The organism is Nocardiopsis sp. N85, from assembly GCF_028882275.1.
In the GTDB taxonomy this organism is placed as follows: Bacteria; Actinomycetota; Actinomycetes; order Streptosporangiales; family Streptosporangiaceae; genus Nocardiopsis; species Nocardiopsis lambiniae.
On record NZ_JARBUT010000018.1, the window covers coordinates 1 to 24,858 of the forward strand.

Here is a 24,858-nt window from a genome sequence, read left to right on the forward strand (position 1 = left end):
CGAGGTGATCAGGTACATGTACCCGATGACCTTGTGGTCGGTCGACGTCAGCCAGCTGACGATCTTCGAGCCCTTGTGGGTCGTCGCCCCCTGGCCTTCGGTGTGTGTCGGGGTGGTGGTCGTGCTCATTACTCGTTGGTCTCCTCGGCCTCGTCGGCGCCGGAGCCCGTGCCTTCGGCATTGGAACCCTCGGCGCCGGTGTCCTCGCCGGAGTCCGGGGTGTCGGGGGTCTCGGCGGCCTCGGTCTCGGCGGCCTCGGTCGCCTGCTCCTGCTCGGTGGCCCAGGACTCGTAGTCGCCCTCGGACAGGACCTGGACGTTGAAGAGCATGCGGGTGTGGTCCACACCGCACAGCTCGGCGCATCGGCCGATGTACTCACCGGCGGTGTCGTCACCCAGGTTCACCTGGAACGCGTTGTCCCGGCCGGGGATGACGTCCATCTTGAACCCGAACTCCGGGACCCAGAACGAGTGGATGACGTCCGGGGAGTGGAGGTCGAAGTGGACGACCGCGTTCTCCGGAAGCACCAGGGTGGCCTGGGTGGAGGGGTCGGCGGTGCCGTCCGGGTTGGGGATGCCCACCTCGGAGAACAGCACCTGCCCGCCCTCCTCCTTGGGGGCGTCCAGGTAGTTGAACTGCCAGGCCCACTGGAAGGCGACGACCTCGACGTGGACGTCGGCCTCCTGCTCGGTGTCCAGCAGGTAGTTCTGATCGCGCGCGGTGAAGTAGAAGAGCACCGCGACCACGACGATCGGAAGAACGGTGTAGAGCGCCTCGATGGGCATGTTGTAGCGCACCTGGGGCGGCAGCTGCTCAGAGCGCTTGCGGTGGAAGATGACCGACCAGATGATCAGTCCCCACACGAGAATGCCGACCGCGAAAGCCGCCACCCAGGAACCCTGCCAGAGCGAGAGAACACGCTCGGCCTGCTCGGTGATCGGCTCCGGCATGCCCAAACGAGTGAGCTCGTTCGACGCGCAGCCGGTCGCGGCCAGCCCCAACACGGCGAGCGCGGCGCCGCGTGGTGCCCATCGGCGCAGACTTGAACGCCGATTTTCTTGGCGGGTCGGACTCACGGATTGCCTTCCCAGCGGTGTAGCCCGTGGATCTCCACGGGCGGCCTAAGTATCCAAAGCTTGTCAGGGGGAAACATTATCGCGAACCGCCCAGGGTCCCGTTCATGGGCTTGCCTGGTCAGCGTGTTGCCGAAGGCCCGTGTACGGGACACTCGGTGGTCCGTGGAGCCGGGCCCGTCGGCCCCGTCGGGGATGACCCCTCCCGGCGGACGGCGAGGCGCGGCCCGGCGTTCCCCCGGGCCCTCCTCCATGAGGTCGCCGACCCGCCTGAGCGGGTCCCGGGCGGTGCCCGCGTCCACTGCGGGGGCGGCCCGGAGGCGTCTCACGAGGAGAGAACAAGGTGAGCGTATCGCTGGGTTCACGACACCCTTAACCGGGTTCGCCTTACCGCGCGGGACGGGTCAAGATTGGGACACGGAACGACAACGCACAGGGGGTTCCCGTGTCCGATCGACGGCCGATCCCGCGGCCGACGGCGCCGTCGGTGATCGTGGAGGCGGTGGGCCGCAAGTGCCCGATCCCGATCATCTGGGTGGCCCGGCGGCTGCACGAAGTGCCCATCGGAGGGGTCATCGCGGTCACCGCGGACGACCCCGCCGCCAAGGCGGACATCCCGGCATGGTGCCGGATGAAGATGCACGAATTCGTCGCGGAGGTGCCCCTCGCCCGGGGTAGCGCGTTTCACATCCGCCGCATGTACTGAGCCGTTCCCGGTTCCGGTTCCGTTGGCGTAACGATTAGGACACGCCGAATTCCGGGATGACGCGGACACGGCGAAGGCCGCGCGGACACGGGGTCCACGCGGCCTTCGCGTGCTCGCACGGGACACCCGCGAGGGCGTCCACGGGGGTGCTAGCGGGCGTAGAACTCGACGACGAGCTGCTCGTCGAAGGGCACCGGGATCTGCTCACGCTTGGGGCGGTCGACGACCGCGATGCGCAGGTCCTTGTGGCTGACCGCCAGGTAACCGGCGATCTTGTCGTCGGCGTGGACGCCCTCGGCGGCCTCGACGAACGGCACCATGCTGCGGGACTTCTCCCGCACCGCGATGATCTGGCCCGGCTTGACCTGGTACGACGGGATGTCGACCTTCTTGCCGTCCACGGTGACGTGACCGTGGTTGATGAACTGACGCGCGGCGTAGATCGACGCGGCGAGACCGGCGCGCAGAACGACCGTGGCCAGACGCAGCTCCAGCTCGGCGAGCATCTCCTCACCGGTGCGGCCGGTGCGCTTCTTGGCGTTCTCGTAGATCCTGAGCAGCTGCTTCTCGGTCAGGTCGTAGTACCAGCGCACCTTCTGCTTCTCGGCCTGGCGAACGGCGAAGTCGCTGCTGTTGCGGCGAACGCGACGGCCGTGCTCACCGGGCGGGTAGGGGCGCTTCTCGAAGTAGCTGACCGCCTTACGGGTCAGCGGCATTCCGGCGCGCCGCGACAACCGCACCTTGGGTCCGGTGTAGCGCATGCAATGTCCTTTCACGGGGAATGCGGGGAATCCCAGGTAAGGCTGACCTAGAACTGGGAGGCGTCCCGTGGACGCCCGGGCTCCGGGCACGTCCGTCGGACGTGGACCGGAGCGGGTTCCCCACCGTCGCGGTGACCCTGCGCTGACGGTTCGGGCGATACACCGACACGCGTTTCAGCGCATCGGCGGGCACGGAGGATCCACCGAACGAGGCGGTGGGGATCCGTGCGAATCGTGTCCCGGGCACGCGAGTGCTCGGGACACGGGGTCACGACGATCTACTCTACGGGGTCCGGACGACCTAGACGAACGGGCGGACCTCAGCGGCGACCTCCGCACCGTAGGAACGCTCCAAACGCTCCAACAGGGAGGCGCCGGTGAGCATGTACTCCTGAGGGCCGTCGACCTCCAGGCAGTGGACGGCGGTGGCGTTGCCCACCTGGGCGGCGCGCTCCAGGGCCAGGCCCCAGGAGTGGGCGGCCAGGAAGCCGGCGCGGAAGGCGTCGCCCATGCCGGTGGGGTCGACCAGGTCGCCGACGGCGGCGGCGGGCACGTGGACGCTCGGCTCGCCCTCGCGGTCGATCCGGGCGCCCTTGGCGCCGAGGGTCGTGATGCGGGTGCCGACCTTGGTCAGGACCTCGGTGTCGGACCAGCCGGTCTTCTGCTCGGCCAGAGCCTTCTCGTACTCGTTGGTGAAGAGGAAGGTCGCCCCCTCGATGAGGGTGCGCACCTGCGGCCCCTCCATCCGGGCGAGCTGCTGGGAGGGGTCGGCGGCGAAGGCGATGCCCCGGGCCCGGCACTCCTCGCTGTGGCGGACCATGGCGGCCGGGTCGTCGGCGCCGATGAGCACCAGGTCCAGTCCGCCCAGGCGATCGGCGATCGGCTGGAGCTCGATGTTGCGGGCCTCGGCCATGGCGCCGGCGTAGAACGACGCGATCTGGTTCTGGTCGCGGTCGGTGGTGCAGATGAACCGGGCGGTGTGCCGAAGCTCGGAGATGTAGACGTGGGAGGTGTCCACGCCGTGGCGGTCCAGCCAGGCGCGGTAGTCCTCGAAGTCGGCACCGGCCGCGCCGACCAGGACCGGGGACAGCCCGAACCCGCCCAGTCCGAAGCAGATGTTGGCGGCGACGCCGCCGCGTCGGACGTCCAGCTCGTCGATGAGGAAGGAGAGGGACAACTGCTGGATCTGCTCGGGGATGATCTGCTCCGCGAACCGCCCCTCGAAGGACATCAGGTGATCGGTGGCGATGGATCCGGCAACCGCGATACGCACGGGACGGGGGCTCCTTGCTCGGGACGCACCGGTCGGGGACCGGACGTGGTTCCGGGCACGTCGACGACGCGCCCGCTCGGACCGACCCAGGGTATCCGGCCCCTCACTCCCGCCGGAAGGAGGGACCGCGCCCGGGCACGACGAAGGGAGGGCGGACCGGGTCCGCCCTCCCTCACGGGCCCACCGGCCGGCCGCGGGCCGGCCGCGGTGGGCCGGGGGCGTGTCCTGCGCGGACGCCCACCCCGCCGCACGACGGGGGACCTCCACGGAGAGCGCCCTAGTTGAACGAGTCGCCGCAGGCGCAGGAACCGGTGGCGTTGGGGTTGTCGATGGTGAAGCCCTGCTTCTCGATGGTGTCGACGAAGTCGATGGTCGCGCCGATGAGGTAAGGGGAGCTCATCCGGTCGGTGACGACCTCGACGCCGCCGAAGTCGGTGACGACGTCGCCGTCGAGCTCGCGCTCGTCGAAGTAGAGCTGGTAGCGCAGACCGGAACAACCGCCGGGCTGGACCGCGACGCGAAGGCGCAGGTCGTCCCGGCCCTCCTGCTCAAGCAGAGCCCGGATCTTGTTGGACGCGTCGTCCGTGAGGTTGATCCCCTCGGTGGTCTCGCTCTGAACCGTCATCGTGTAAAGCTCCTCATGGAAAGGGGTTGCGGCCCGCTTGCGCCCGCGGCCCCGGACTGGCCCCGTCCTAAGAACGGATGTCCTCTTCAACGGATGCCAACGCCCGGCGCCGGCGCCGCATTCCAACGCGCCGCCACCGTGTCCGTCCGACCTCGCGGACCCTGGCGAGGGTCCGGTACGGGCTGACTTGCGCGTGTTCCACCAGGGTACCCATCCGGCCCGGCCACCACACCGCGCGTCGGGGCCGATCAGCGCGCCCGGCGGACCACGCCGGCGGCCGGAGAGCGCGGTTCCTCGGCGGGGCGTTCCATCGCCGCCGCCACCGATCCGGCCGGCTCGGCGAGGACGTGGGTCTCGGTGCTCCCCGAGGCGGCGGCCCGTGCCGGGAGCGAGGTCGACCCCGTCGGCTTCCACCGGGGCTCCGCCGTCCCAAGAGGGGATCGGCGGAGGCGGCGCCCTGGGCGGCGAGCAGCCCGGTGCCGGCGTCGTTGGCGGAACCGACACCCGGGCCGACCACGACGGTGCGGGCGCCGTCGGCCCGGGCGGCCTCCGAGGCGCTCAGGGTTCCGGCGAACGTGTCCGGTGCGATCACGATGCGCACGTGCTCGGTGTGCTGCGTCACGTGGCCCGGCACCAGGGTTCGGTATCAAAAAAATTCACATTATGGATTTTTAATTCCATTATGTGAAAATCAGAGACCGGGTGCCCCGTACACCGGGAACCAACGCGACCGATCGGCCTCCATCGGCAGGTCCCCGCCGATGGCCGCCTCCGCCTGGAGCTCCAGGGCGTTGTCCCGCCGCTGCCCCGGCAGCGGTGCGAACGGGTAGAAGGTACCGCGCTTGTAGAGGTAGACCAGGGCCAGCGAACGTCGCCCATCGGTGAACCCCAGCAGCGAGCACAGCAGCGAGGGCCCGTACCCGTTCTCCTCCAGGGTGGAGTTGACCGCGTGGAGTGAGGTGACCAGCCCCGTGATGTCGGGATCGGTCACCTCGCCCTGTTCCGCCGGCGGGTGGTCGGAGCGCACCACCAGCCACGTGTACCCGTACTCGTCGGTGACCTGACCGACCGGCGGCCCGTCCCCGACGTCGAGGAGCGCGGTGATGTCCTTCTCCAGATCCGCGAAGGCCGCGCCCTCCGCCGAGCGGAAGGCCACCGACCCGGTCCCGGTCGGCCGGAATCCGGCCGAGGCGCGCAGGGTGACCGCGGCCGACGGCAGCCCGAACAGGGCGTCCAGGTCGGGCTCGACCGGCTCGGATCGGCCCAGCAGGGCCCGCCAGAAACTCACGATGTCTCGACTCCCATCGGGATCGTTGTGCTCAGGCCCCCCGGCCCAACTGGCGGGAGATCTCCGAGAGCTGCTCCAACCGCTTCTCCACCGGGGGGTGGGTGGCGATCAGGCTGTTCAGACTGAACCCCTTGGCGAAGGCGGGGGCGAAGAAGAAGGCGTTGAACGGTTCCACCTGCCGCAGGTCCCGGCTCGGGATGCGGGCCATGTCGCCGGTGATCTTGGTGAGGGCGCTGCCCAGCGCCGACGGGCGGCCGGTGAGGTGGGCGGCGGCGCGGTCGGCCGCCAGCTCCCGGTAGCGCGACAGCGCCCGGGTGAGAAGGAAGCTCAGCCCCCAGGCGATGGCGCTGACCACTACCACCAGCAGGGCGACCACGGCCGGGGCGGGTCCGTTGTTGTTGCCACCGCGGCTCGCGCCGGCGAAGACGGCGAAGCGCAGTCCGGCCTGGGTGAGGAACCCGGCGACGATGCCCAGGAACCCGGCGACCGTCATGACCGTGACGTCGCGGTGCGCGACGTGGGACAGCTCGTGGGCCAGGACCGCCTCCAGCTCCGGTCCCTCCAACCGACGCAGCAGCCCGGTGGTGACGCACACGACGGCGGTCTTCTGGCTGTGCCCGGTGGCGAAGGCGTTGGGGACGTCGGTGTCGGCGATGCCGACCCGGGGCTTGGGCATGTCGGCCATGGCGCACAGCCGGTCGATGAGGGCGTGCAGCTGGGGGGCCTGCTGGGGGGTGACCTCCTTGGCGCCCATCGCGAACATGGCGATCTTGTCGGAGGAGAAGTAGCTGAACAGCGCGAACGCGGCCACGATGATCAGGACCAGCCAGATGTTCAGCCCCACCGCGACGAGACCGACGATGAACGCCACGTACACCAGGACCAGCAGGAACATGGTGAGGGCCATCCGACCCGTCAGTCCTCGGTCCGGTGCGAATCTGGAACCCGCCATGCGTTACGTCCTCCCCTGGTCGGGACGATTCGGAGTCTAGTTCGCGAAGGTGAGAAAAGGGTGAAGAGAAGACGTGAACACGCCGGGGCCGCCACGACGCGGAAAGGTCGTGGCGGCCCCGGTGCGATGTGCGCGCGCAGGAACCGGGCCGGTCCCGCCCGGACGGTGGAGGCGGGCCCGGTCGGTCGGTCCGGGTACGGGGGTCGGACCGCGGGGGTCCGGGTCCCCTAGCCCGGGATGAGGCCGTCGTCCTGCAACATCTGACGGACCTCGTCCATGCCGGCTTCGGCGTGCGGAAGGATGAACTGCGAGGGCTCCAGCGCGTCGGGCGGCAGCGGTGTGCCGTGCTCGCGCACCTTGGCCAGCAGGTCGTGCAGCGCCTTGCGGAAGGTGTCCTCGTCGCCCGCCTCGATCGCCGACTCCAGGGCGGAGTCGAAGGAGTTGAGCAGGTCGAGGTCGGCGTCGGTGAGGTCGAGCTGTCCCTCACCCATGATGCGGACGATCACGCGCCCTCCCCACGACCGGTGGTGCCGTTGCCCCGCTCGATCTGCGGGGTGGCGCTGCCGCCGCCCAGCTCCATCCTCATCCGTTCCAGTTCGGCCTCGACACCGGTGGTGCTGGCCATGCGGTCGAGCTCGGCCTGGATGTCGTCGCGGGGACCGGAGCCGGTGACGTCGTCGAGCGCGCCGGAGGCGAGCAGTTCGTCGACGGCCCCGGCACGGGCCTGGAGCTCCGCGGTCTTGTCCTCGGCCCGCTGTATCGCCATGCCGACATCGCCCATCTCCTCGGAGATGCCGGTGAAGGCCTCGCTGATCTGGGTCTGGGCCTGGGCCGCGGTGTAGGTGGCCTTGATGGTCTCCTTGCGGGTGCGGAACGCGTCCACCTTGGCCTGGAGGCGCTGGGCCGCCAAGGTGAGCTTCTGCTCCTCGCCCTGGAGGTTGGAGTGCTGCTGACGCAGGTCGTCGATCTGCTGGCTGAGACCGGAGCGACGGGTCAGGGCCTCGCGGGCGAGGTCCTCCCGCCCCTGCGTCAGGGCGGCACGGCCCTGGTTCTCAAGCTTGGAGGACTGCTGCTCCAACTGCTGTATCTGCAATTCGACCCGCTTGCGGGAGGTCGCGACGTCGGCCACACCACGTCGGACCTTCTGCAGGAGTTCGAGTTGTTTCTGGTACGAGTAGTCGAGGGTCTCCCTGGGGTCCTCGACCGAGTCCAAGGCCTTGTTGGCCTTGGACTTGAAGATCATCGAAAGTCGCTGAAACACGCTCATCGGCGTGGCCGTCCCCTTCTCGGTGCGTACATCGGCTGTTCCCAGCGGGCGCTTCGCCCAACCCTACGCGGTCTGGCCCGCGGTCGCCATAAAGCTGTGACCGGCTACCCTGTGGGTGTGTTCCGACGTCGCTCCGCTTCCGCAGACACGGATTCGCAGTCCACCGAATCCGCCAGCCCCGAGGCCTCTGAGGCCACCCAACCTAAGGGATATACCCCCAAGAAGGGTGTCCCCACCCCAAAGCGCAGGGAATCAGAGCCCAACCCGCGCAAACCGATCAAGGCCCCGGAGACCCGCAAAGAGGCCTACCAGGCTTACCGCGCCCGTCTCGATCGTCAACGAGGCGTGAGCAAGGTCAGTTCCGGGGGCCTGAAGGGCGTTCCGCAGGACGAGGCCCGGTTCTACCGCCCGGCCGACCTCGGCCCGGCCCGCCGGTACGCCCGTGACCTGGTCGACTCGCGCCGTTCGGCCAGCGAGTTCTTCCTGCCGTTCTCGATCGGCATCATCATGTTGCTCTTCATCCCCAACCCGATCTTCCAGATCGGCGTCGCCTACGTCGCGTGGCCGCTGATGATGGTGACGCTGGTGGCCGAGGGCGTCTTCACCTCGCGGCGGGTCAAGCGCCTGACCGCCGAGCACTACCCGAACGACGATCTGCTGCGCGGCATCGGCTGGTACGCGACCATGCGCCAGCTCCAGTTCCGCCGGCTGCGTCTGCCCAAGCCCAAGGTGAAGGTCGGCGAGGCGCCCGTCCCGCACTGACCACGGGTGTTCGCATCCCCCTACGGCCACCCGGGGCCGGCGCCGAGCGCCGGCCCCCGACCTTTTCCCGGCTTCCCGGCCCGCCGGAGGCACGGGAGCGTTCCCAACGCGATCGGACGAACCTCGCGAACGGACACGATCTCCCACTAGAGTGCTCGCCATGGACTTTCGCCATCTGGGCACGAGCGGTCTCGTCGTCAGCGAGATCGCCTACGGCAACTGGATCACGCACGGTTCCCAGGTCGAGGAGGACGCGGCGGTCGCCTGCGTTCGCGCCGCCCTGGACGCCGGCATCACCACGTTCGACACCGCGGACGTCTACGCCCGCGGCAAGGCCGAGGAGGTCCTCGGCCGGGCGCTGAAGGGCGAGCGCCGGGACGGTCTGGAGATCTTCTCCAAGGTCTACTGGCCGATGGGCCCGGGCAAGAACGACCGGGGCCTGTCCCGCAAGCACATCATCCGCGGCGTGGAGGACACCCTGCGCCGCCTGGGCACCGACTACCTGGACCTGTACCAGGCCCACCGGTTCGACCACGGGGCCCCGCTGGAGGAGACCCTGCGCGCCTTCGAGGACCTGGTCCGCCAGGGCAAGGTGCTGCACGTGGGCGTCTCCGAGTGGAACGCCGAACAGATCGAGCGGGCCCTGAAGATCGCCGACGAGTCCGGGTTCGACCGCATCGTCTCCAACCAGCCGCAGTACAACATGCTGTGGCGGGTCATCGAGTCGGAGGTCGTCCCCCTGTCCCGCCGCGAGGGTCTGGGCCAGGTCGTGTGGTCGCCCATCGCCGGCGGCATCCTCACCGGCAAGTACAAGCCGGGCGCGCCGCTGCCCGAGGGCACCCGGGCCACGGACCCCGACAGCAAGCACTTCATCGCCGACCGCGTCGACGACCGGGAGCTGCTGGAGCGGGTGCAGAACCTGGCCCCGATCGCCGCCGAGGCGGGTCTGAGCCTGCCCCAGCTCGCGGTCGCCTGGGTGTTGCAGAACGACAACGTGTCCACCGCCATCATCGGCGCCTCCCGGCCCGAACAGGTGCAGGACAACGTCAAGGCGGCCGGGGTGACGCTGGACGCCGAACTGCTCGCCCGGATCGACGAGGTCCTCGGTGACAGCGTCGACCGCGACCCGACGCTCACCCGCAGCCCCGAGGACATCCGCGCCTGAGGCCTGTTCTTCGTGTGCTCTTCCGTGGCCTGAGGTCGCGAGGCCGCCCACGGGGTTCTGGAGGCCGGCGGAGTGACCGTCCGAGGAACGAGGACGTTCACGCAGCGGCCGAAGGTTCCCGTTCCACGGGCACCCGAGACGACACGCGAGCACGAAGCCCCGGCCCTCTCGGAGGGCCGGGGCTTCGTGTCATCTCATTCGGCGGGCTCCAGGGACATCGTGTAGACCTTCTGGTCGTCCTCCAGCAGGACGACCCGGTCCACCCCGCCCTCGGTGAGCTCCTGCCAGTTCTCGCCGAGCCAGCTCTCGGCGTCCCCGCGCGAGGTGAACGACTCGGAGGGGAGGTCCCCCGCGAGCGCGTCGGCACCGTCGGCCTCGTGGTACCGCCAGGTCCACGCCATCGTCGAACGCCCTTTCCGTCGAGGAAGGTCGCGGCCTACGGGTCGCCGCGATCCCGTGCCGAGCTTAACCAAGCCTGGGCGGGGCATGCGGTTTACTTCTTCAGGTGCGAATCCGATTCTCGGGAACGGCGGGCCACGCCGGTTGGCCCGCCCCTCAGTGCACCTGCTCCTCCTGCAACAAGGCCCAGGGGGAACGCCGGCTGCCCTTGCGCGTGACCGTCGACGACCGGTTCCGGCTGCGCGAGAACGGCGCCGTGGGCCCGGTACCCCGGGAGTACTCGGTCAGCCGGACCTCCGACGGCGTCCTGGTCGAGAGCGCCGGCGGCGGGCGTCTGCTCTACGCCCGTTCCGTCCCCGGGCCGCTGCCCGCGGTGCCGCCGGTGGAGGCCGCCTCGGCCGGTCACGGGTTCGCCTCGGCCCCGCCCCAGCGGGTGGACATGGTCATCGTGGACGCGGCCCAGCGCCCGGAGACCATCGGCGAACTGCGCCGCAGCGGCGTGATCGGGGTGACCACCGCCGTCGTGGCGGTCGGGGGCGACCATCGGGTCCGATCCCCGCAGGAGTTCGCGCGGCGGGCCCTCCTGTGGGGCGCGTTCGCCCCAGGGGACGGTCACGTCATGTCGTGTCCGCCGGCGGTGTGGCCCGGGTCCCGGCCGCACGGCCCGCACCGGGTGCTCATCACGGGCGGGGCCCGCTCGGGCAAGTCCGTCGAGGCCGAACTGCGCCTGCTCACCGAACCGCAGGTGTCCTACGTGGCGACCGGGGAACCCTCGGACCCCGGCCGCGACGCCGAATGGGCGGAACGGGTGTCCGCGCACGTCGCCCGAAGACCCTGGTGGTGGACGACCGAGGAGACCCGTGATCTGTCCTCGCTGCTCGAACGGAGCCGGGGCGCGGTCCTCATCGACTGTCTGGGCACCTGGCTGACCGCGATCATGGGGAAGCACGGCCTGTGGGAGGAGGACCCGCCGGTCGACGCCGAGGAACGGGTCGAGGCCGAGGTCCACTCCCTGTTGGAGGCCTGGCGGGCCACCCGGGCCTACGTGGTGGCCGTGACCAACGAGGTCGGTTCGGGCGTGGTGCCCGCGACCCGGTCGGGCCGCCTGTTCCGCGATCACCTGGGACGGCTCAACCAGTGGGTGGGGGCCGAGTCGGAGGAGGTCGTCCTGGTCACGGCCGGCCGTGTACTGGAGTTGCCGTGAGGGGTGCCGTCGGTGCCGGGGCCCGTCTGGCGGTGGGGACGCTCACGGTGTTCCCGGTCCGGGTGGAGCGGGTGGATCGCGTCACGGCCGGGTCGGCGATGCTGTGGGCGCCCGGGGTGGGGGCCCTGCTGGGGGCGCTGACCGGTGCGGTGGCGGTGCTCGGGACGTGGTCGGGACTGCCGACCGCGCTGGCCGCGCTGCTGGGGGTGGGCGCGGCCGCGCTGCTCACCCGGGGGCTGCACCTGGACGGGTTGGCCGATCTGGCCGACGGTCTGGGCAGTGCCCGGCCGGCCGAGGGGGCGCTGGAGGTGATGCGCCGTTCCGACATCGGGCCGTTCGGTGTGATCACCCTGCTCGTGGTGCTGGGCGCGCAGACGCTGGCCCTGGGCGGGTTGGCGGAGGCCTCTCCGTGGGCGGCCCTGGCGGGCGCGACGGTGGCGGGCGCCGCGGGACGGTTGGCGATCACGTGGGCGTGCACGCCCGGGGTGCCCGCGGCACGGCCGGAGGGACTGGGCGCGTTGGTGGCCGGGACGGTCCCGGTGGCGGGCGCCGTGGCGGCGAGCGCGGGCGCGGTGGCACTGTGCGCCCTGGGACTGGTCCGCTCCCCCGGTTTCGCGGTGGCCTGCGCGGTGGCGCTCGCGGTCGGTTCGACGGCGGCGGTCCTGTTGCGACGGCGTGCCGTGCGCCGGTTGGGCGGTGTCACCGGGGACGTGCTGGGCGCGTTGTCCGAGACGGGGGCGACGGCGACGCTGATCGTGGCCGCGGGGGCCGTCGCGTGGGTGTGAGTCCGGAGGCGGCGCCCCACCGGGCTTTTTGTACCGATGGGTAGCATCAGCACGCGCACAATGTAGCCATCATCACATTTCTTCACACGAGGTTTCACCGATACCCACCTCGGGCACCGCGCCGCCCTCCCCGCGCCCCCGTGCGACACCTCCGGTCGGCGTCCAGAGGCGCCCTCTCGGCCCGGCCGGACCGGGGCCGATCCCGGACACCCCCGGAGTCCGCGCCGCACCCGGGGGCGCTCTCGCACCCCGGGGTGCCACGTCACCGAGCGGAGCACGAGGCGACTAGCATCGTGGATGTGAGCACGACGTTGTCAGTACACACGGAGTCCCCCAGTTCGCTCGACGCCGACGCCCTCGTCGTCGGTTACCACTCCGGGGGCGACGCCCCGGAACCCGCGTCGGGCGCTCATGACGTCGACGCCGCCTTCTCCGGCGGCCTCGCCCGGACCCTGTCGCTCCTGGGAGCGAGCGGCGCCGCCGAGGAGGTGCGCACCCTCGCCTCCCTCGGAGCCGTCACGGCCCCGGTGATCGTCACGGTCGGTCTCGGCCCCGCGCCCGCCGACGGTCCGGTCGACCCCGACGTCCTCGCCCGCGCCGCGGGCGCGGCCCTGCGCGCCCTCAACGCCCGACCGGAGGGTGCCGGGCGCGTCATCCTGGCCCTGCCCTCCGACACCGCCGCCGAGGCCGGAGCCGTCGCGGTCGGCGCCCGCCTGGGCACCTACTCCTTCGACCGGTACCGCACCGGTGAGAAGGCCGAGAAGAAGGCCGCCCGCCCCGACGTCGAACTGCTCCTCGTGAGCGGTGCCGAGGACGCCCCGGCCGCCGTCGAGCGCGCCGCCGTCCTGGCCGACGCGGTCGACCTGACCCGCGACCTGGTCAACACCGCGCCCTCGGACCTGGTCCCCGAGGACCTGGCCGCGGCCGCCCAGGAGATCGCCAAGCAGGCCGGTCTGGACATCGAGGTCCTCGACGAGCAGGCGCTCGCCGAGGGCGGCTACGGCGGCCTGACCGGTGTCGGCCAGGGTTCGGCCAACCCGCCGCGCCTGGTCCGCCTGTCCCACACCCACCCGGAGGCCACCCGCACGATCGCCTTCGTCGGCAAGGGCATCACCTTCGACTCCGGCGGCCTGTCCCTCAAGCCGGCCGGCGGCATGGACGCGATGAAATCCGACATGGCCGGCGCCGCCTCCGTGCTCGCCGCCATGCGGGCCATCTCCTCCCTGGGCCTGAAGGTCGATGTCGTCGGTTACCTGGCCGTCGCCGAGAACATGCCCAGCGGCAACGCCCAGCGTCCCTCCGACGTCCTGAGCATCTACGGCGGCAAGACCGTCGAGGTCCTCAACACCGACGCCGAGGGCCGCCTGGTCATGGCCGACGCCCTGGTCCGCGCCCAGGAGGACGACCCCGACCTGGTCGTGGACATCGCCACGCTGACCGGCGCCCAGATGGTCGCGCTCGGCACCCGCGTGTTCGCGGTCATGGCCAACGACGACGACGCGCGCGAGCGGATCGTCGCCGCGGCCGGCGAGGAGGGCGAGGCCGCCTGGCCGATGCCCCTGCCCGCCGAGCTGCGCGCCGGCCTGGACTCCTCGGTCGCCGACATCGCCAACGTGGCGGGCGAACGCTGGGGCGGCATGCTCTCCGCCGGTGTCTTCCTCAAGGAGTTCATCGGCGAGAACGTCACGTGGGCCCACCTGGACATCGCCGGCCCGTCCTTCAACCAGGGCGGACCGCACGGGTACACCCCCAAGGGCGGCACCGGCGCCGGCACCCGGACCCTGATCCGGATCGCCGAGACCTACGCCGAATAGTTCCACCCCGGGGCGGGCGGCGCTCCATGAGCCCGCGCCGCCCGCCCCGACCGCGGACCCCGCAGGGACTCCCCGATCCGCGGTCCCACCACCTGAATCACCAGCCACCACAACAAGGAGTTCGTTCCCGTGAGTGAGAGCGGCGGCACCTTCGACCTCGTCGTCCTTGGCGGCGGCAGCGGCGGCTACGCGGCGGCACTGCGCGCCGCGGAGCTCGACATGAGCGTCGTGCTGATCGAAAAGGACAAGCTCGGCGGCACCTGCCTGCACCGTGGCTGCATCCCCACCAAGGCCCTCCTGCACTCGGCCGAGGTCGCCGACTCCGCCAAGGAGAGCGAGAACTTCGGTGTCAAGGCCACCTTCGAGGGCATCGACATCGAGGCCGTGCACAAGTACAAGGACAAGGTGATCAACGGCCTGTACAAGGGCCTCAGCGGGCTGATCAAGTCCCGCAAGATCACCGTCGTCGAGGGCGAGGGCCGCCTCACCGGCAAGGACGAGGTCACCGTCGGCGACGCCGTCTACAAGGGTGGGAACATCCTCCTCGCCACCGGCTCCAAGCCCAAGACCCTGGGCCTGGACATCGACGGCGAGAAGGTCATGACCAGCGACCAGGCCCTGGGCCTGGACCACGTCCCCGCCTCCGTGATCGTCCTGGGCGGCGGCGTCATCGGCGTGGAGTTCGCCAGCGTGTGGCGCTCCTACGGCGCCGAGGTCACCATCGTCGAGGCCCTGCCGCACCTGGTCCCGGTCGAGGAGGAGTCCAGCTCCAAGCTGCTGGAGCGCGCCTTCCGCAAGCGCGGCATCAAGTACGAGCTGGGCACCCCCTTCGAGTCGGTCAAGACCACCGACTCCGGTGTCACCGTCACCCTCAAGGGCGGCAAGACCCTCGAAGCCGAGGTGCTGCTGGTCGCCATCGGCCGCGGCCCCGTCTCCGAGGGCCTGGGCTACGAGGAGCAGGGGATCACCCTGGACCGCGGCTTCGTCACCGTGGACGAGAACCTGCACACCGGCGTCGGGAACATCTACGCCGCCGGCGACCTGATCCCCACCCTCCAGCTGGCCCACGTCGGCTTCGCCGAGGGCATCTTCGTCGCCGAGCACATCGCCGGTCTCAACCCGGCCGCCATCGACTACGACGGCGTCCCCCGCGTGACCTACTGCGAGCCCGAGGTCGCCTCCGTGGGCCTGACCACCAAGGCCGCCGAGGAGCGCGGTCTGGAGGTCGTCGAGATGAACTACAACCTGGCGGGCAACGGCAAGAGCCAGATCCTCCAGACCCAGGGCGCCGTCAAGGTCATCGCCGAGAAGGACGGCCCCGTGCTGGGCGTCCACATGGTGGGCAGCCGCGTCGGCGAACTCATCGCCGAGGGGCAGCTCATCTACAACTGGGAGGCCCTGCCCTCCGAGGTGGCCCAGCTCATCCACCCGCACCCGAGCCAATCGGAGGCGCTGGGCGAAGCGCATCTCGCGCTGGCGGGCAAGCCGCTCCACGTCCACGACTGACCGCACCCGGGGGCGGGCCCACGGCCCGCCCCCGTCGCCGTACGACCGCGCTGCCCATCAACGGGATCGGGCAGAACACCGCGCCCATATCCAACGAGGAACCCATGCCGACATCCGTTTCCATGCCCGCCCTGGGTGAGAGCGTCACCGAGGGAACCGTGACCCAGTGGCTGAAGAACGTGGGCGACACCGTCGAGGTCGACGAGCCGCTCCTTGAGGTGTCCACCGACAAGGTGGACACCGAGATCCCGTCCCCGGTCGCGGGCGTGCTCACCAAGATCCTCGTCCAGGAGGACGAGACCGTGGAGATCGGCGCGGAGATCGCCGTCATCGGCGGTGAGGGCGAGGACGCCGAGGCCCCGGCCCCCGCCGCCGAGGAGGAGCAGGCCGAGCCCGAGCCGCAGCCCGAACCCGAGCAGAAGGCCGCCGAGCCCGAACCCGAACCCGAGCCGGACCCCGAGGCCGCCGCCCCCGACGCCCCGGTCGCCACCGGACCCGAGACCTCGGTGACCATGCCGGCCCTGGGTGAGAGCGTCACCGAGGGTACTGTCACCCAGTGGCTGAAGAACGTGGGCGACGCCGTCGAGGTCGACGAGCCGCTCCTTGAGGTCTCCACCGACAAGGTGGACACCGAGATCCCGTCCCCGGTCGCGGGCGTGCTCACCCAGATCCTCGTCCAGGAGGACGAGACCGTGGAGATCGGTGCCCGGATCGCCGTCATCGGCGGTGAGGGCGGCGAGGGGGCCGCTCCCTCCGAGACCCCGGCCGAACCGCCGACCCCCACCACCTCGGAAGCGGCGACCACGGCCAAGGCCGCCGAGCCCGAGCCCGAGCCCGCACCGAAGCCCACCCCTGAGCCGGCGCCCGCCGCCCACGGCACCGGGGACGAGAGCCCCTCGGTGGACATCGGGACCCTGAGCGGGACCGGCCCCTCGGGGACCGACGCCGGCGTCGAGGGTTACGTGACCCCGCTGGTCCGCAAGCTCGCCGCCGAACACCGCGTGGACCTGGGCCGGGTGCGCGGCACCGGCGTCGGCGGTCGCATCCGCAAGCAGGACGTGCTCAAGGCCGCGGAGGAGCTCAAGGCCGCCTCCGCGCGCGCCGCCGCTCCCACCACGCCGTCCTCGGCTCCGCGCGAGCAGGCCGATGACGACCTCGCGCTGCGCGGTCGTACCGAGAAGCTGAGCCGGCTGCGTCGGTACATCGCCGACAGCATGGTGGAGTCCCTGCACGTCTCGGCGACGACCACCCAGGTCACCGAGGTGGACGTCACCAAGATCGCGCGACTGCGCGAGCGGGCCGCCGAGCACGGCGGATCGGCCCCGGACTTCTTCGCCTTCTTCGCCCTGGCCACCGTGGAGGCGCTGCGCGCCCACCCCAAGCTCAACGCGGTGATCGACGCGGACGGGCAGGAGGTGACCTACCACGACGTCGAGAACCTGGGCGTGTCGGTGGACACGGAGCGCGGTCTGCTCGTCCCGGTGGTCAAGGACGCGGGCAAGCTGAACCTCGGCGGTCTGGCCGGCAGCATCGCCGACCTGACCGAGCGGGCCCACACCGGCCGGCTGGGCCCGGACGAGCTGGGCGGGGGCACGTTCACCCTCACCGAGACCGGTGGTTCCGGGGCGCTGTTCGGCACCCCGATCATCAACCAGCCCCAGGTCGCGATCCTGGGCACCGGCGCGGTCGTCAAGCGGCCGGTCGTGGTCGAGGACCCGGCCATGGGCGGTGAGGTGATCGCCGTGCGTTCGATGGTGTACCTGTCGCTGGCCGTCGACCACCGTCTGATCGACGGGGCCGACGCCGGCCGCTTCCTCCAGGCGGTGAAGAGCCGGCTGGAGGAGGGCGAGTTCGAGACCGAGATCGGTCTGGGCTGAGTCGCCGCCGCATCACGCCGAAGGGCCGGACGCCGTACGGTGTCCGGCCCTTCGGCGTCGGTGAGATCACATCCACTTGACCTCTACCGCTGTTGAGGTCTTAGCGTTGGTGCATCTACAGCACGGCACGAGGACCTCATACATGGACAACCTTCGGATCGCGGTGATCCTGGGCACGAACCGGAACGGACGCACGGGGCCGGCGGTCTCCCGCTGGTTCGTGGACCTGGCCCGGACCCGGGCGGACATGGAGATCGACGTCCTGGACGTCGCCGACCTCGCCGACCTGGCCGACCTGGCCGCCGAAGAACGGTACGGACACGGGCACGGCGCCCCGTTGGCGGACTTCGGCCCCCGGGTGGCGGCGGCCGACGGGTTCGTGGTGCTCACCCCCGAGTACAACCACGGATACCCGGGACCGCTCAAGAGCGCGATCGACTCGGCCCGCCGGGAGTGGTTCGGCAAGGCGGCGGGGTTCGTCTCCTACGGAGGGATGTCGGGCGGCCTGCGCGCGATCGAACAGTTACGGCTGGTCTTCTCCGAGCTGCACGTGGCGACGATCCGGGACACGGTGAGCCTGCACAACGCGAGCGCGATGTTCGCCGATGACGGGTCCCCCACCGGAGACCTCTCGGGGGCCGAGTCCGCGGTGAAGCTCCTGTTGGACGAACTGCGCTGGTGGGCCCTGGCCCTGCGCGAGGCCCGCGAACGACGCTCCTACCCCGCCTGAGGCGCGCGGAGGGGCCGGGAACGGTGGACGGGGCGGCGCCTCACGGCACCGCCCCGTCTTTCTACCCCACCAATCACCATCCCCTGATGATCCCCATCATCAAAGGTCTGTTGGGTGGACGCGACAGCCAGCCCGACAGCGCGTCGCCCACGGTAGCCCCGCACTGACGCGGAGTTCCATGTCCCACGTTCAAAGTAGAAGACCCCGGGCCCGCTCCGCAGGACTTTGGCGAAAAACCCCGAGAAAAAAATCCCGGCGCACCGGCAAGGGCACCCCGGCACCCGGTACTCGCTCCCGTGGGGGGTAGACACCAGAGCATGAAAGTGGCGATCACGGGCACTTCGGGACTCGTCGGCAGGGTACTGGTCGAGTCGTTGCTCGCCGACGGGCACACGGTCGTGCGCATGGTGCGGCACGCGCCCCGACCCGTCTACCGTTCACGGCTGGAGGAGGCGGAGTGGCGTCCGGAACAGGGGCGCGTGGACACCGTGGCCCTGCACGGGGCCGACGCCGTGGTGCACCTGGCCGGCGCGCCGTTGGGCCCCTCCCTGTGGACCCGGCAGCGGCGGGCGCTCATCCGCCGCAGCAGGGTGCGCGGAACCAGGACCCTGGCCAAGGCCCTGGCCGGGATGGACACCCCTCCCCCACGGCTGCTGACCGCCTCCGGGATGCAGTACTACGGGGACACCGGCGGCCGGGTGGTCACCGAGGCGGATCCGCCGGGCGCCGGCTTCCTGGCGGACATCTGCCGGGACTGGGAGGGGGCGGCCGCCCCCGCGGTGGCCGCCGGCATCCCCACCGCCCACCTGCGGTTGGCGGTGGTGCTGGACCGCTCCGGCGGCTACCTCAGATCGGTGCTGCCGCTGTACCGGGCGGGACTGGGCGGCCGGATCGGATCGGGGGCCCAGTACATGACGTGGATCGCGATGCGCGACGCCGTGGGCGTGATCCGGTTCCTGCTGGAGCGCCCCGGGATCACCGGTCCGATCAACACCTGCGCGCCCGAACCGGTGAGCAACGCCGCCTTCACCGAGGCGCTGGCGGGCGTCCTGGACCGGCCGGCGATCCTCCGGGTGCCGGCGACGGCGCTGCGGGCGACCCTGGGCGACTACGCGGAGGAGACCGCCCTCCTCGATCTGAGGGGGCGTCCGGAACGTCTGCTCCAGGCGGGTTATTCCTTCACACTTCCCACCATCGACAGTGCGCTATCCGACATCCTGGCCAGACCGGTGTCCTCGCCCGGCGCGTAAAGTGAGTGTGTGAGTGATCTCGTTTACGCATGGCTCGGCGACACCCCCGTCCCTTACCACCAGGGCTGGGACCTGCAAAAGCGGCTCCACGAGCGCCGCGTCGCCGACGAGGTGGCCGACACCGTCCTGCTCTTGGAGCACGAACCGGTGTACACGGCGGGCAAGCGCACCGGGAAGTGGGATCGTCCCATGTCCGACCCCGGCGCGCCGGTCGTGGACATCGACAGGGGCGGCAAGATCACCTGGCACGGACCCGGCCAGCTCACGGTGTACCCCATCGTGCGGCTGTCGGACCCCATCGACGTGATCGCCTACGTCCGGATGCTGGAGGAGGCGATCCTCCGCACCATCGCGGAGTACGGCCTCACCGGCCGGCGGGTCGAGGGGCGCACCGGGGTGTGGCTGGACGCCGACCCCGAGCGCGGCCTCGCCGAACGCAAGATCGCCGCGATCGGCTGCCGGATCGCCCGCGGGGTCGGGATGCACGGGCTCGCCGTGAACTGCAACAATGACATGTCGTGGTTCGACCGGATCGTCCCCTGCGGTATCTCCGACGCCGGGGTCACCTCGCTCACCGCCGAACTCGGCCGTGACGTCACGGTCGCCGATGCGCGGCCGCTGATGGAACGCCACCTGGCGGACGTCTTCGGTGCGAAGGAGTACGGCCACATCGACGGCGCCGGACTGTTGGCCGGTCCCGTCACCGCCCGAGGATGACACACCACACCATGAGCCGGTCCCCGCACCCCGCCCTCACGAAGGGCATCCGGGTCCGCGGGGCACAGAAGGGAACGGGTTCACGTTGACCATCGCTCCTGAGGGTCGCCGCCTGCTGCGCGTGGAGGCGCGCAACAGTGAGACCCCCATCGAGAAGAAGCCGCCGTGGATCAAGATCAAGGCGCACATGGGGCCCGAGTACACCGAGCTGCGCTCACTGGTGAAGACCGAGGGTCTGCACACGGTGTGCCAGGAGGCCGGCTGCCCCAACATCTACGAGTGCTGGGAGGACCGCGAGGCCACCTTCCTCATCGGCGGCGACCAGTGCACCCGTCGCTGTGACTTCTGCCAGATCGCCACCGGCAAGCCCAGCGCGCTGGACCGCATGGAGCCGACCAAGGTCGCCGAGTCGGTCAAGACCATGGAGCTGCGCTACGCCACCATCACCGGCGTGGCCCGGGACGACCTGGAGGACGGCGGCGCCTGGCTGTACGCCGAGACGGTCCGCAAGATCCACGAGCTGAACCCGGGCACCGGCGTCGAGTTGCTCATCCCGGACTTCAACGCCGACCCCGACCAGTTGGCCGAGGTCTTCGGGTCCCGCCCGGAGGTGCTGGCGCACAACGTGGAGACGGTGCCGCGGATCTTCAAGCGCATCCGCCCCGGCTTCCGCTACGAGCGCTCCCTGGAGGTCATCACCAAGGCGCGCGAGGACGGTCTGGTCACCAAGTCGAACCTGATCCTGGGCATGGGCGAGACCCGTGAGGAGATCGGCGAGGCGATGCGCGACCTGCACGAGGCCGGCTGCGACCTGCTGACCATCACCCAGTACCTGCGTCCCTCCAAGCTGCACCACCCGATCGACCGGTGGGTCAAGCCGCAGGAGTTCGTGGAGCTGGGCGAGGAGGCCGAGGAGATCGGCTTCGCCGGGGTCATGTCCGGTCCGCTGGTGCGCTCCTCCTACCGCGCCGGACGCCTGTACCAGCAGGCGCGTGAGAAGCGTGACGCCGAGGCCGCCGCACTGACGAAGTAGCACGTAACGGGCTTTCCGCCCGAGTCGTGACCAAGCTGGAACGGTGGCCCCAGGGCCACCGTTCCGCGCACCCGGGTCCCGACGCATATCCTGGTGGTCCGGAGGCGCCCGAAAGTGGCGCCGGAGGGCGCCGCACGAGGTCGACCGCGTAGAAGGAGGCAAGGCAGCTTCGGGATCTCCGTCCCCGCCGACCGTACGTCGGTGCGCGCTGCCTGAGAGCACGATGGCGAAAAAGGGTTCCGAGAGCACAGCACCCGCAGAGGGCAAAGAGAAGAAGGAGCCCGGTCGGCTCAAGCAGATCGGCATGGTCGCCAAGGTCGTCCATCGCCAGAGCCCCCGCAGCATTCCGCTCGCCGCCGGCGTGGCGGCCGTCATCCTCGCGGTGTTCGTCGGCATCGGCATCTGGACCGGCTCCTGGATCCTGTGGCCGCTGACCGGCCTGCCGATCGCCCTGCTGGTCGGTTTCATCATCTTCACCCGTTCGGCACAGCGCGTGCAGTACCAGATCCTGGACGGCCAGCTGGGCGCGGGCGCGGCGATCCTGGACAACATGCGCGGCAACTGGGTGACCGAGTTCGCCGTGAACGCCAACCGCCAGCAGGACGTGGTGCACCGTGTGGTGGGCCGCCCCGGCATCATCCTGATCGGCGAGGGCGAGCCCGGCCGGCTCAAGTCGCTCATCGCCGCCGAGAAGAAGCGCGTCTCCCGGGTGGCCTACGACATCCCCATCTACGACTACAAGGTGGGCAACGGCGAGGATCAGATCCCGCTGTCCAAGTTGCAGCGCACGCTGGTCAAGCTGCCGCGCAACCTGGACAAGAAGGAGGTCACACAGCTCAACTACCGGCTGCGAGCGCTGCCCGCCAAGATGCAGATGCCCAAGGGCCCGCTGCCCAAGAACGCCAAGATGCCCCGCGGCATGCGCGGTCAGATGGGCGGCTGAGCGCCCCCGGCCTCGCGGTTCGAAGGGGGCGGCGCACCGGTTCCGGTGCGCCGCCCCCTTCCGTGTGCCCCCGGACGGCCTCAGGACCGTTCGGCGGGCGCGTAGTCGATGAGGTCGCCGGGGCGGCAGTCCAGTTCCCGGCACAGGGCGGCCAGGGTGCTGAACCGGATCGCCTTGGCCCGCCCGTTCTTGAGCACCGACAGGTTGACGACGGTGATCCCGACGCGGGCGGCCAGTTCGGTGAGGGTGATCCCGCGCTCGGCGAGCAGTTCGTCGAGGTGGACGACGATGCCCTCGGCCTCCTCCGGAGGCATCAGACCAGCCCTTGCACGTCGTCGCGCATCAGGGTGCCGCGTCGGAAGATCTCGGCCAGTCCGGCCAGCAGCAGCCCGACGAAGACGAAGGTGAACCGGATGCCGCCCTCGCCGACGAGGACCACGGAGGCCTCCAGGGTGCCGCTCCCCAGCGCGGCGGCCGTGAGCACGTCGTTCCGGAACATCTCCACCACCGGGACGAGGATCGCCCCGAGGAGGACGGTGAAGGCGATGATCCGCAACCGGCGGACGTTGGCACGGACGAAGGGGTCCCCCGCGTCGAGGCTCCGGACGATCCCCAACAGGCCGGCCATCACCACGAGGGTGGCGATCATGGCCAGCAGCGAGGGGAGCACCAGGAGGAGCCGCTGCGCCGTCGTGGGGTCGTGGAAGACGAGGGTCATGGTCCCGGCGGCCTCGACCGTGTGGTCGGCGTCGGCCGTGCTGACGGGGGGTGCGGTGTCGGGGACGCCGTCGGGGATCGGAACGGTGATGGCGTTGATCGGCACGCCGCCCCCGGCGGGCAACAGCGGGGTGATCCACACCAGGGCGTAGAGGGTGGCCAGGCCGGCGAACACGAGGCCGATGACGAGAACGCATCGAGTGATGACCGCATCGCTGCGGCTCCATCGGAGAGGCGACCTCTCGGACATGCCCCACTCCCTTTCTTATCGTTTTTCGATATTAACGATAAACGATAAGTGGAGTGGTCGCCACCCCCGGACACGGACGAGGCCCCCGGAGCGTCCGTGGACGCCCTGAGGGCCTCGATCGTGCTGGGGAGGGGCGCTATCCGCAGTCGACCCTCTCCTCGGCCGAGGTAACGCCCAGGCCGGCCAACGGGTCCTCCTCGGACTCCTCGTCGTCACCGCCGCCGGAGTCCGCACCGTCCGGTTCGACGCTCTGCCAGTCGGAGCCCATCACGAGTTCCAGCGAGCCGGAGAGGTCGGTGGCCTCCTCGATCGCGGCGCCGCTGACGAGCACGTCGGCGAGGGCCGCGGCCTTCGCCTCCTCGCCGGGAGCGTGGTAGACCGTGGTCTGCCCCGGGGCCCGCGTCGTGGGGTTGCCCGATCCGGTGACCGTGAAGCCGAGGCCGGCCAGGAGCGGCTCGACCTGGGCGGCCAGCCCCGGGGTGCCCTCGTTGTTGACGATGTGCACCGACACCTCGGAGGGGGAGACGGACTCCTCGGCGGATTCTCCGGCCTCCTCCCCGCCCTCGTCCTTCTCCTCCGGATCGGAGGTGGCCTCTCCGGCGGCGATCGCCCCGAACAGCTCCGACGCCTCCGGTTCCCGGAGCTGGACCTTGTCCCTGTTGTTGACGTAGTCGTCGACGGGGACCATCACCATGTTCATCCGGCCCAGGTCCACGTCGCGCATGGCGATGGCCAGCTCGCCCATCTCGTCGACGGTGAACCCGTCGTCGGTGATGAGACTGTCGGTGACCGAGGCGAAGAAGTCGTAGAGCGTGGTGGGGCTGGACATGATCTCGCCGGTGGTGACCTTGCGCAGGATCGCCCCGATCATCTCCTGCTGGCGCTTGATGCGGTCGAGGTCACTGCCGTTCTCGGTGGTGTCCCGGGAGCGGGCCAGGGCCAGGGCCTGTGTGCCGTCCAGGGTCTGCTGACCGGCCGGGAGGTCGAGCTTGGCGTTCCTGTCCTGGAGCGGCTCGGGGATGCACATGTCGACCCCGCCGATGGAGTCCACGATGGCCTGGAAGCCGGCGAAGTCGACGATCACCATGTGGTCCAGGTGGACGTGGGTGATGTCCTCGATGGTCTTGCCCTGACAGTCCAGTCCGCCGAAGAACATGGCGTGGTTGAGCTGGTCCACCGTGCCGGCGGTGACACCGGGCTTGTCCTCGGCGGGATCGCAGCCGGGGCTCGTGACCATGAGGTCGCGGGGCAGGTTGACCATGGTCACCCCGCCCTTGTCGACGTCGATGTTGACCAGGATCAGCACGTCGGGCCGGATGCCGTTGGCCTCGTTGAACGCGGCGTCCTCGCCCGCCCGCTCGTCGGTGGCCAGCAGCAGGATGTTGCGGATGCCCTCCACCTGCGCGGGGCGGTCGCCCCAGGCGTCGGTGTTGATCTGCTCCGTCTGCACCGCCAGGGCGTCGCGGTAGCCGACGTATCCGGTCAGGCTCGCGGCGATGACCACGCCGGTCATACCGCAGGCCACCCACTGGCCCGGGGACATCTTCGCCTTCGCGGCCTTCGACCTCGCGGCTTTGGACACGTGTCTGGGAGCCAAAAGGGCACCTGCGATCCGTTCAGGGACAAGGGAGGGGGGCGACCGAGACCGGCGCGCAGCGGGGGATCACGCCGAGATCACGGTCGAGCGCTAGCACGGTACGCCTTGGGACAGGTTTCGGTCAAGTGAGGGCAATGAGCCCCAATGACCGGAACACCCCTCGC

General features: G+C 70.4%; 25 protein-coding genes. 13 read left to right on the forward strand and 12 right to left on the reverse strand.

Annotation, left to right across the window (positions count from 1 at the left end):
• Nucleotides 1–128: 128 nt before the first annotated feature.
• A complete protein-coding gene (gene ctaC / locus PWG71_RS21735) occupies nucleotides 129–1,076 on the reverse strand; it encodes an aa3-type cytochrome oxidase subunit II (RefSeq protein WP_446725075.1) in 948 nt (315 codons plus the stop codon).
• Nucleotides 1,077–1,536: 460 nt separating this feature from the next.
• Here ctaC and PWG71_RS21740 point away from each other — a divergent pair, with 460 nt between their 5' ends.
• Nucleotides 1,537–1,779: a sulfurtransferase TusA family protein gene (locus PWG71_RS21740; protein WP_397221850.1), complete on the forward strand. Its 243-nt coding sequence runs from the start codon at nucleotides 1,537–1,539 to the stop codon at nucleotides 1,777–1,779.
• Between the two features lie 149 nt (nucleotides 1,780–1,928).
• Here the strand turns inward: PWG71_RS21740 and rpsD are convergent, their stop codons facing one another.
• The 7 genes from rpsD to PWG71_RS21775 all read right to left on the reverse strand — a co-directional run bounded on the left by rpsD (nucleotide 1,929) and on the right by PWG71_RS21775 (nucleotide 7,945).
• Nucleotides 1,929–2,540: a 30S ribosomal protein S4 gene (gene rpsD, locus PWG71_RS21745; protein ID WP_274811782.1), complete on the reverse strand. Its 612-nt coding sequence runs from the start codon at nucleotides 2,538–2,540 to the stop codon at nucleotides 1,929–1,931.
• A gap of 301 nt (nucleotides 2,541–2,841) precedes the next feature.
• On the reverse strand, nucleotides 2,842–3,813 hold the full coding sequence (locus PWG71_RS21750) for a carbohydrate kinase family protein (RefSeq protein WP_274811783.1): 972 nt from the start codon (nucleotides 3,811–3,813) through the stop codon (nucleotides 2,842–2,844).
• Nucleotides 3,814–4,090: 277 nt separating this feature from the next.
• A complete protein-coding gene (locus PWG71_RS21755; protein ID WP_274811784.1) occupies nucleotides 4,091–4,438 on the reverse strand; it encodes a HesB/IscA family protein in 348 nt (115 codons plus the stop codon).
• A gap of 691 nt (nucleotides 4,439–5,129) precedes the next feature.
• A complete protein-coding gene (gene pspAB / locus PWG71_RS21760; RefSeq protein WP_274811785.1) occupies nucleotides 5,130–5,726 on the reverse strand; it encodes a PspA-associated protein PspAB in 597 nt (198 codons plus the stop codon).
• 31 nt (nucleotides 5,727–5,757) lie between these two features.
• Nucleotides 5,758–6,678, reverse strand: coding sequence for a zinc metalloprotease HtpX (htpX, locus tag PWG71_RS21765; protein WP_274811786.1), 921 nt, complete (start codon nucleotides 6,676–6,678; stop codon nucleotides 5,758–5,760).
• A gap of 227 nt (nucleotides 6,679–6,905) precedes the next feature.
• A complete protein-coding gene (gene pspAA, locus PWG71_RS21770) occupies nucleotides 6,906–7,184 on the reverse strand; it encodes a PspA-associated protein PspAA (protein WP_274811787.1) in 279 nt (92 codons plus the stop codon).
• Nucleotides 7,181–7,945: a PspA/IM30 family protein gene (locus PWG71_RS21775; RefSeq protein WP_274811788.1), complete on the reverse strand. Its 765-nt coding sequence runs from the start codon at nucleotides 7,943–7,945 to the stop codon at nucleotides 7,181–7,183. Before PWG71_RS21775 ends, pspAA begins: the two co-directional genes overlap by 4 nt.
• A gap of 117 nt (nucleotides 7,946–8,062) precedes the next feature.
• On the opposite strand from PWG71_RS21775, the gene PWG71_RS21780 reads away from it, so the two are divergent.
• Both PWG71_RS21780 and PWG71_RS21785 read left to right on the forward strand, forming a co-directional pair.
• A complete protein-coding gene (locus PWG71_RS21780; protein ID WP_342455998.1) occupies nucleotides 8,063–8,707 on the forward strand; it encodes a DUF3043 domain-containing protein in 645 nt (214 codons plus the stop codon).
• Between the two features lie 160 nt (nucleotides 8,708–8,867).
• Nucleotides 8,868–9,872 (forward strand): aldo/keto reductase family protein, encoded by a 1,005-nt coding sequence (locus PWG71_RS21785; RefSeq protein WP_274811790.1) that lies wholly within the window; start codon nucleotides 8,868–8,870, stop codon nucleotides 9,870–9,872.
• A 194-nt stretch (nucleotides 9,873–10,066) separates the two neighbouring features.
• Here PWG71_RS21785 and PWG71_RS21790 read toward each other — a convergent pair whose 3' ends face one another.
• The gene (locus PWG71_RS21790; RefSeq protein ID WP_274811791.1) at nucleotides 10,067–10,273 is read right to left on the reverse strand and encodes a hypothetical protein; all 207 of its coding nucleotides are present in this window, start codon (nucleotides 10,271–10,273) and stop codon (nucleotides 10,067–10,069) included.
• 212 nt (nucleotides 10,274–10,485) lie between these two features.
• On the opposite strand from PWG71_RS21790, the gene PWG71_RS21795 reads away from it, so the two are divergent.
• The 10 genes from PWG71_RS21795 to PWG71_RS21840 all read left to right on the forward strand — a co-directional run bounded on the left by PWG71_RS21795 (nucleotide 10,486) and on the right by PWG71_RS21840 (nucleotide 22,130).
• On the forward strand, nucleotides 10,486–11,475 hold the full coding sequence (locus tag PWG71_RS21795) for a bifunctional adenosylcobinamide kinase/adenosylcobinamide-phosphate guanylyltransferase (protein WP_274811887.1): 990 nt from the start codon (nucleotides 10,486–10,488) through the stop codon (nucleotides 11,473–11,475).
• On the forward strand, nucleotides 11,472–12,260 hold the full coding sequence (locus tag PWG71_RS21800; RefSeq protein ID WP_274811792.1) for an adenosylcobinamide-GDP ribazoletransferase: 789 nt from the start codon (nucleotides 11,472–11,474) through the stop codon (nucleotides 12,258–12,260). Before PWG71_RS21795 ends, PWG71_RS21800 begins: the two co-directional genes overlap by 4 nt.
• Before the next feature lie 299 nt (nucleotides 12,261–12,559).
• Nucleotides 12,560–14,074: a leucyl aminopeptidase gene (locus PWG71_RS21805; RefSeq protein ID WP_274811793.1), complete on the forward strand. Its 1,515-nt coding sequence runs from the start codon at nucleotides 12,560–12,562 to the stop codon at nucleotides 14,072–14,074.
• A gap of 129 nt (nucleotides 14,075–14,203) precedes the next feature.
• Nucleotides 14,204–15,580: a dihydrolipoyl dehydrogenase gene (lpdA, locus tag PWG71_RS21810; protein ID WP_274811794.1), complete on the forward strand. Its 1,377-nt coding sequence runs from the start codon at nucleotides 14,204–14,206 to the stop codon at nucleotides 15,578–15,580.
• Between the two features lie 104 nt (nucleotides 15,581–15,684).
• Nucleotides 15,685–17,457 (forward strand): 2-oxoglutarate dehydrogenase, E2 component, dihydrolipoamide succinyltransferase, encoded by a 1,773-nt coding sequence (gene sucB, locus PWG71_RS21815; RefSeq protein ID WP_274811795.1) that lies wholly within the window; start codon nucleotides 15,685–15,687, stop codon nucleotides 17,455–17,457.
• A gap of 142 nt (nucleotides 17,458–17,599) precedes the next feature.
• Complete coding sequence (locus tag PWG71_RS21820) at nucleotides 17,600–18,187, forward strand: NADPH-dependent FMN reductase (protein WP_274811796.1); 588 nt, start codon at nucleotides 17,600–17,602, stop codon at nucleotides 18,185–18,187.
• Nucleotides 18,188–18,504: 317 nt separating this feature from the next.
• Nucleotides 18,505–19,437 (forward strand): TIGR01777 family oxidoreductase, encoded by a 933-nt coding sequence (locus tag PWG71_RS21825; RefSeq protein WP_274811797.1) that lies wholly within the window; start codon nucleotides 18,505–18,507, stop codon nucleotides 19,435–19,437.
• Nucleotides 19,438–19,446: 9 nt separating this feature from the next.
• Nucleotides 19,447–20,154, forward strand: a complete 708-nt coding sequence (lipB, locus tag PWG71_RS21830; protein WP_274811798.1) for a lipoyl(octanoyl) transferase LipB — start codon at nucleotides 19,447–19,449, stop codon at nucleotides 20,152–20,154.
• A gap of 85 nt (nucleotides 20,155–20,239) precedes the next feature.
• Nucleotides 20,240–21,187, forward strand: coding sequence for a lipoyl synthase (lipA, locus tag PWG71_RS21835; RefSeq protein ID WP_274811799.1), 948 nt, complete (start codon nucleotides 20,240–20,242; stop codon nucleotides 21,185–21,187).
• A 223-nt stretch (nucleotides 21,188–21,410) separates the two neighbouring features.
• Nucleotides 21,411–22,130, forward strand: coding sequence for a DUF4191 domain-containing protein (locus PWG71_RS21840; protein WP_274811800.1), 720 nt, complete (start codon nucleotides 21,411–21,413; stop codon nucleotides 22,128–22,130).
• Nucleotides 22,131–22,210: 80 nt separating this feature from the next.
• Here the strand turns inward: PWG71_RS21840 and PWG71_RS21845 are convergent, their stop codons facing one another.
• From PWG71_RS21845 to PWG71_RS21855, 3 genes are all read right to left on the reverse strand, one after another.
• Entirely contained in the window at nucleotides 22,211–22,444 is a 234-nt protein-coding gene (locus PWG71_RS21845; RefSeq protein ID WP_274811801.1) for a helix-turn-helix domain-containing protein, read from the reverse strand.
• Nucleotides 22,444–23,097 carry a DUF2975 domain-containing protein gene (locus PWG71_RS21850; RefSeq protein WP_274811802.1) on the reverse strand — a complete coding sequence of 218 codons (654 nt, stop codon included), beginning with the start codon at nucleotides 23,095–23,097 and terminating at the stop codon, nucleotides 22,444–22,446. The genes PWG71_RS21845 and PWG71_RS21850 overlap by 1 nt, the downstream gene beginning before the upstream one ends.
• Nucleotides 23,098–23,233: 136 nt before the next feature.
• Nucleotides 23,234–24,640: an LCP family protein gene (locus tag PWG71_RS21855; RefSeq protein WP_274811803.1), complete on the reverse strand. Its 1,407-nt coding sequence runs from the start codon at nucleotides 24,638–24,640 to the stop codon at nucleotides 23,234–23,236.
• Nucleotides 24,641–24,858: the final 218 nt, after the last annotated feature.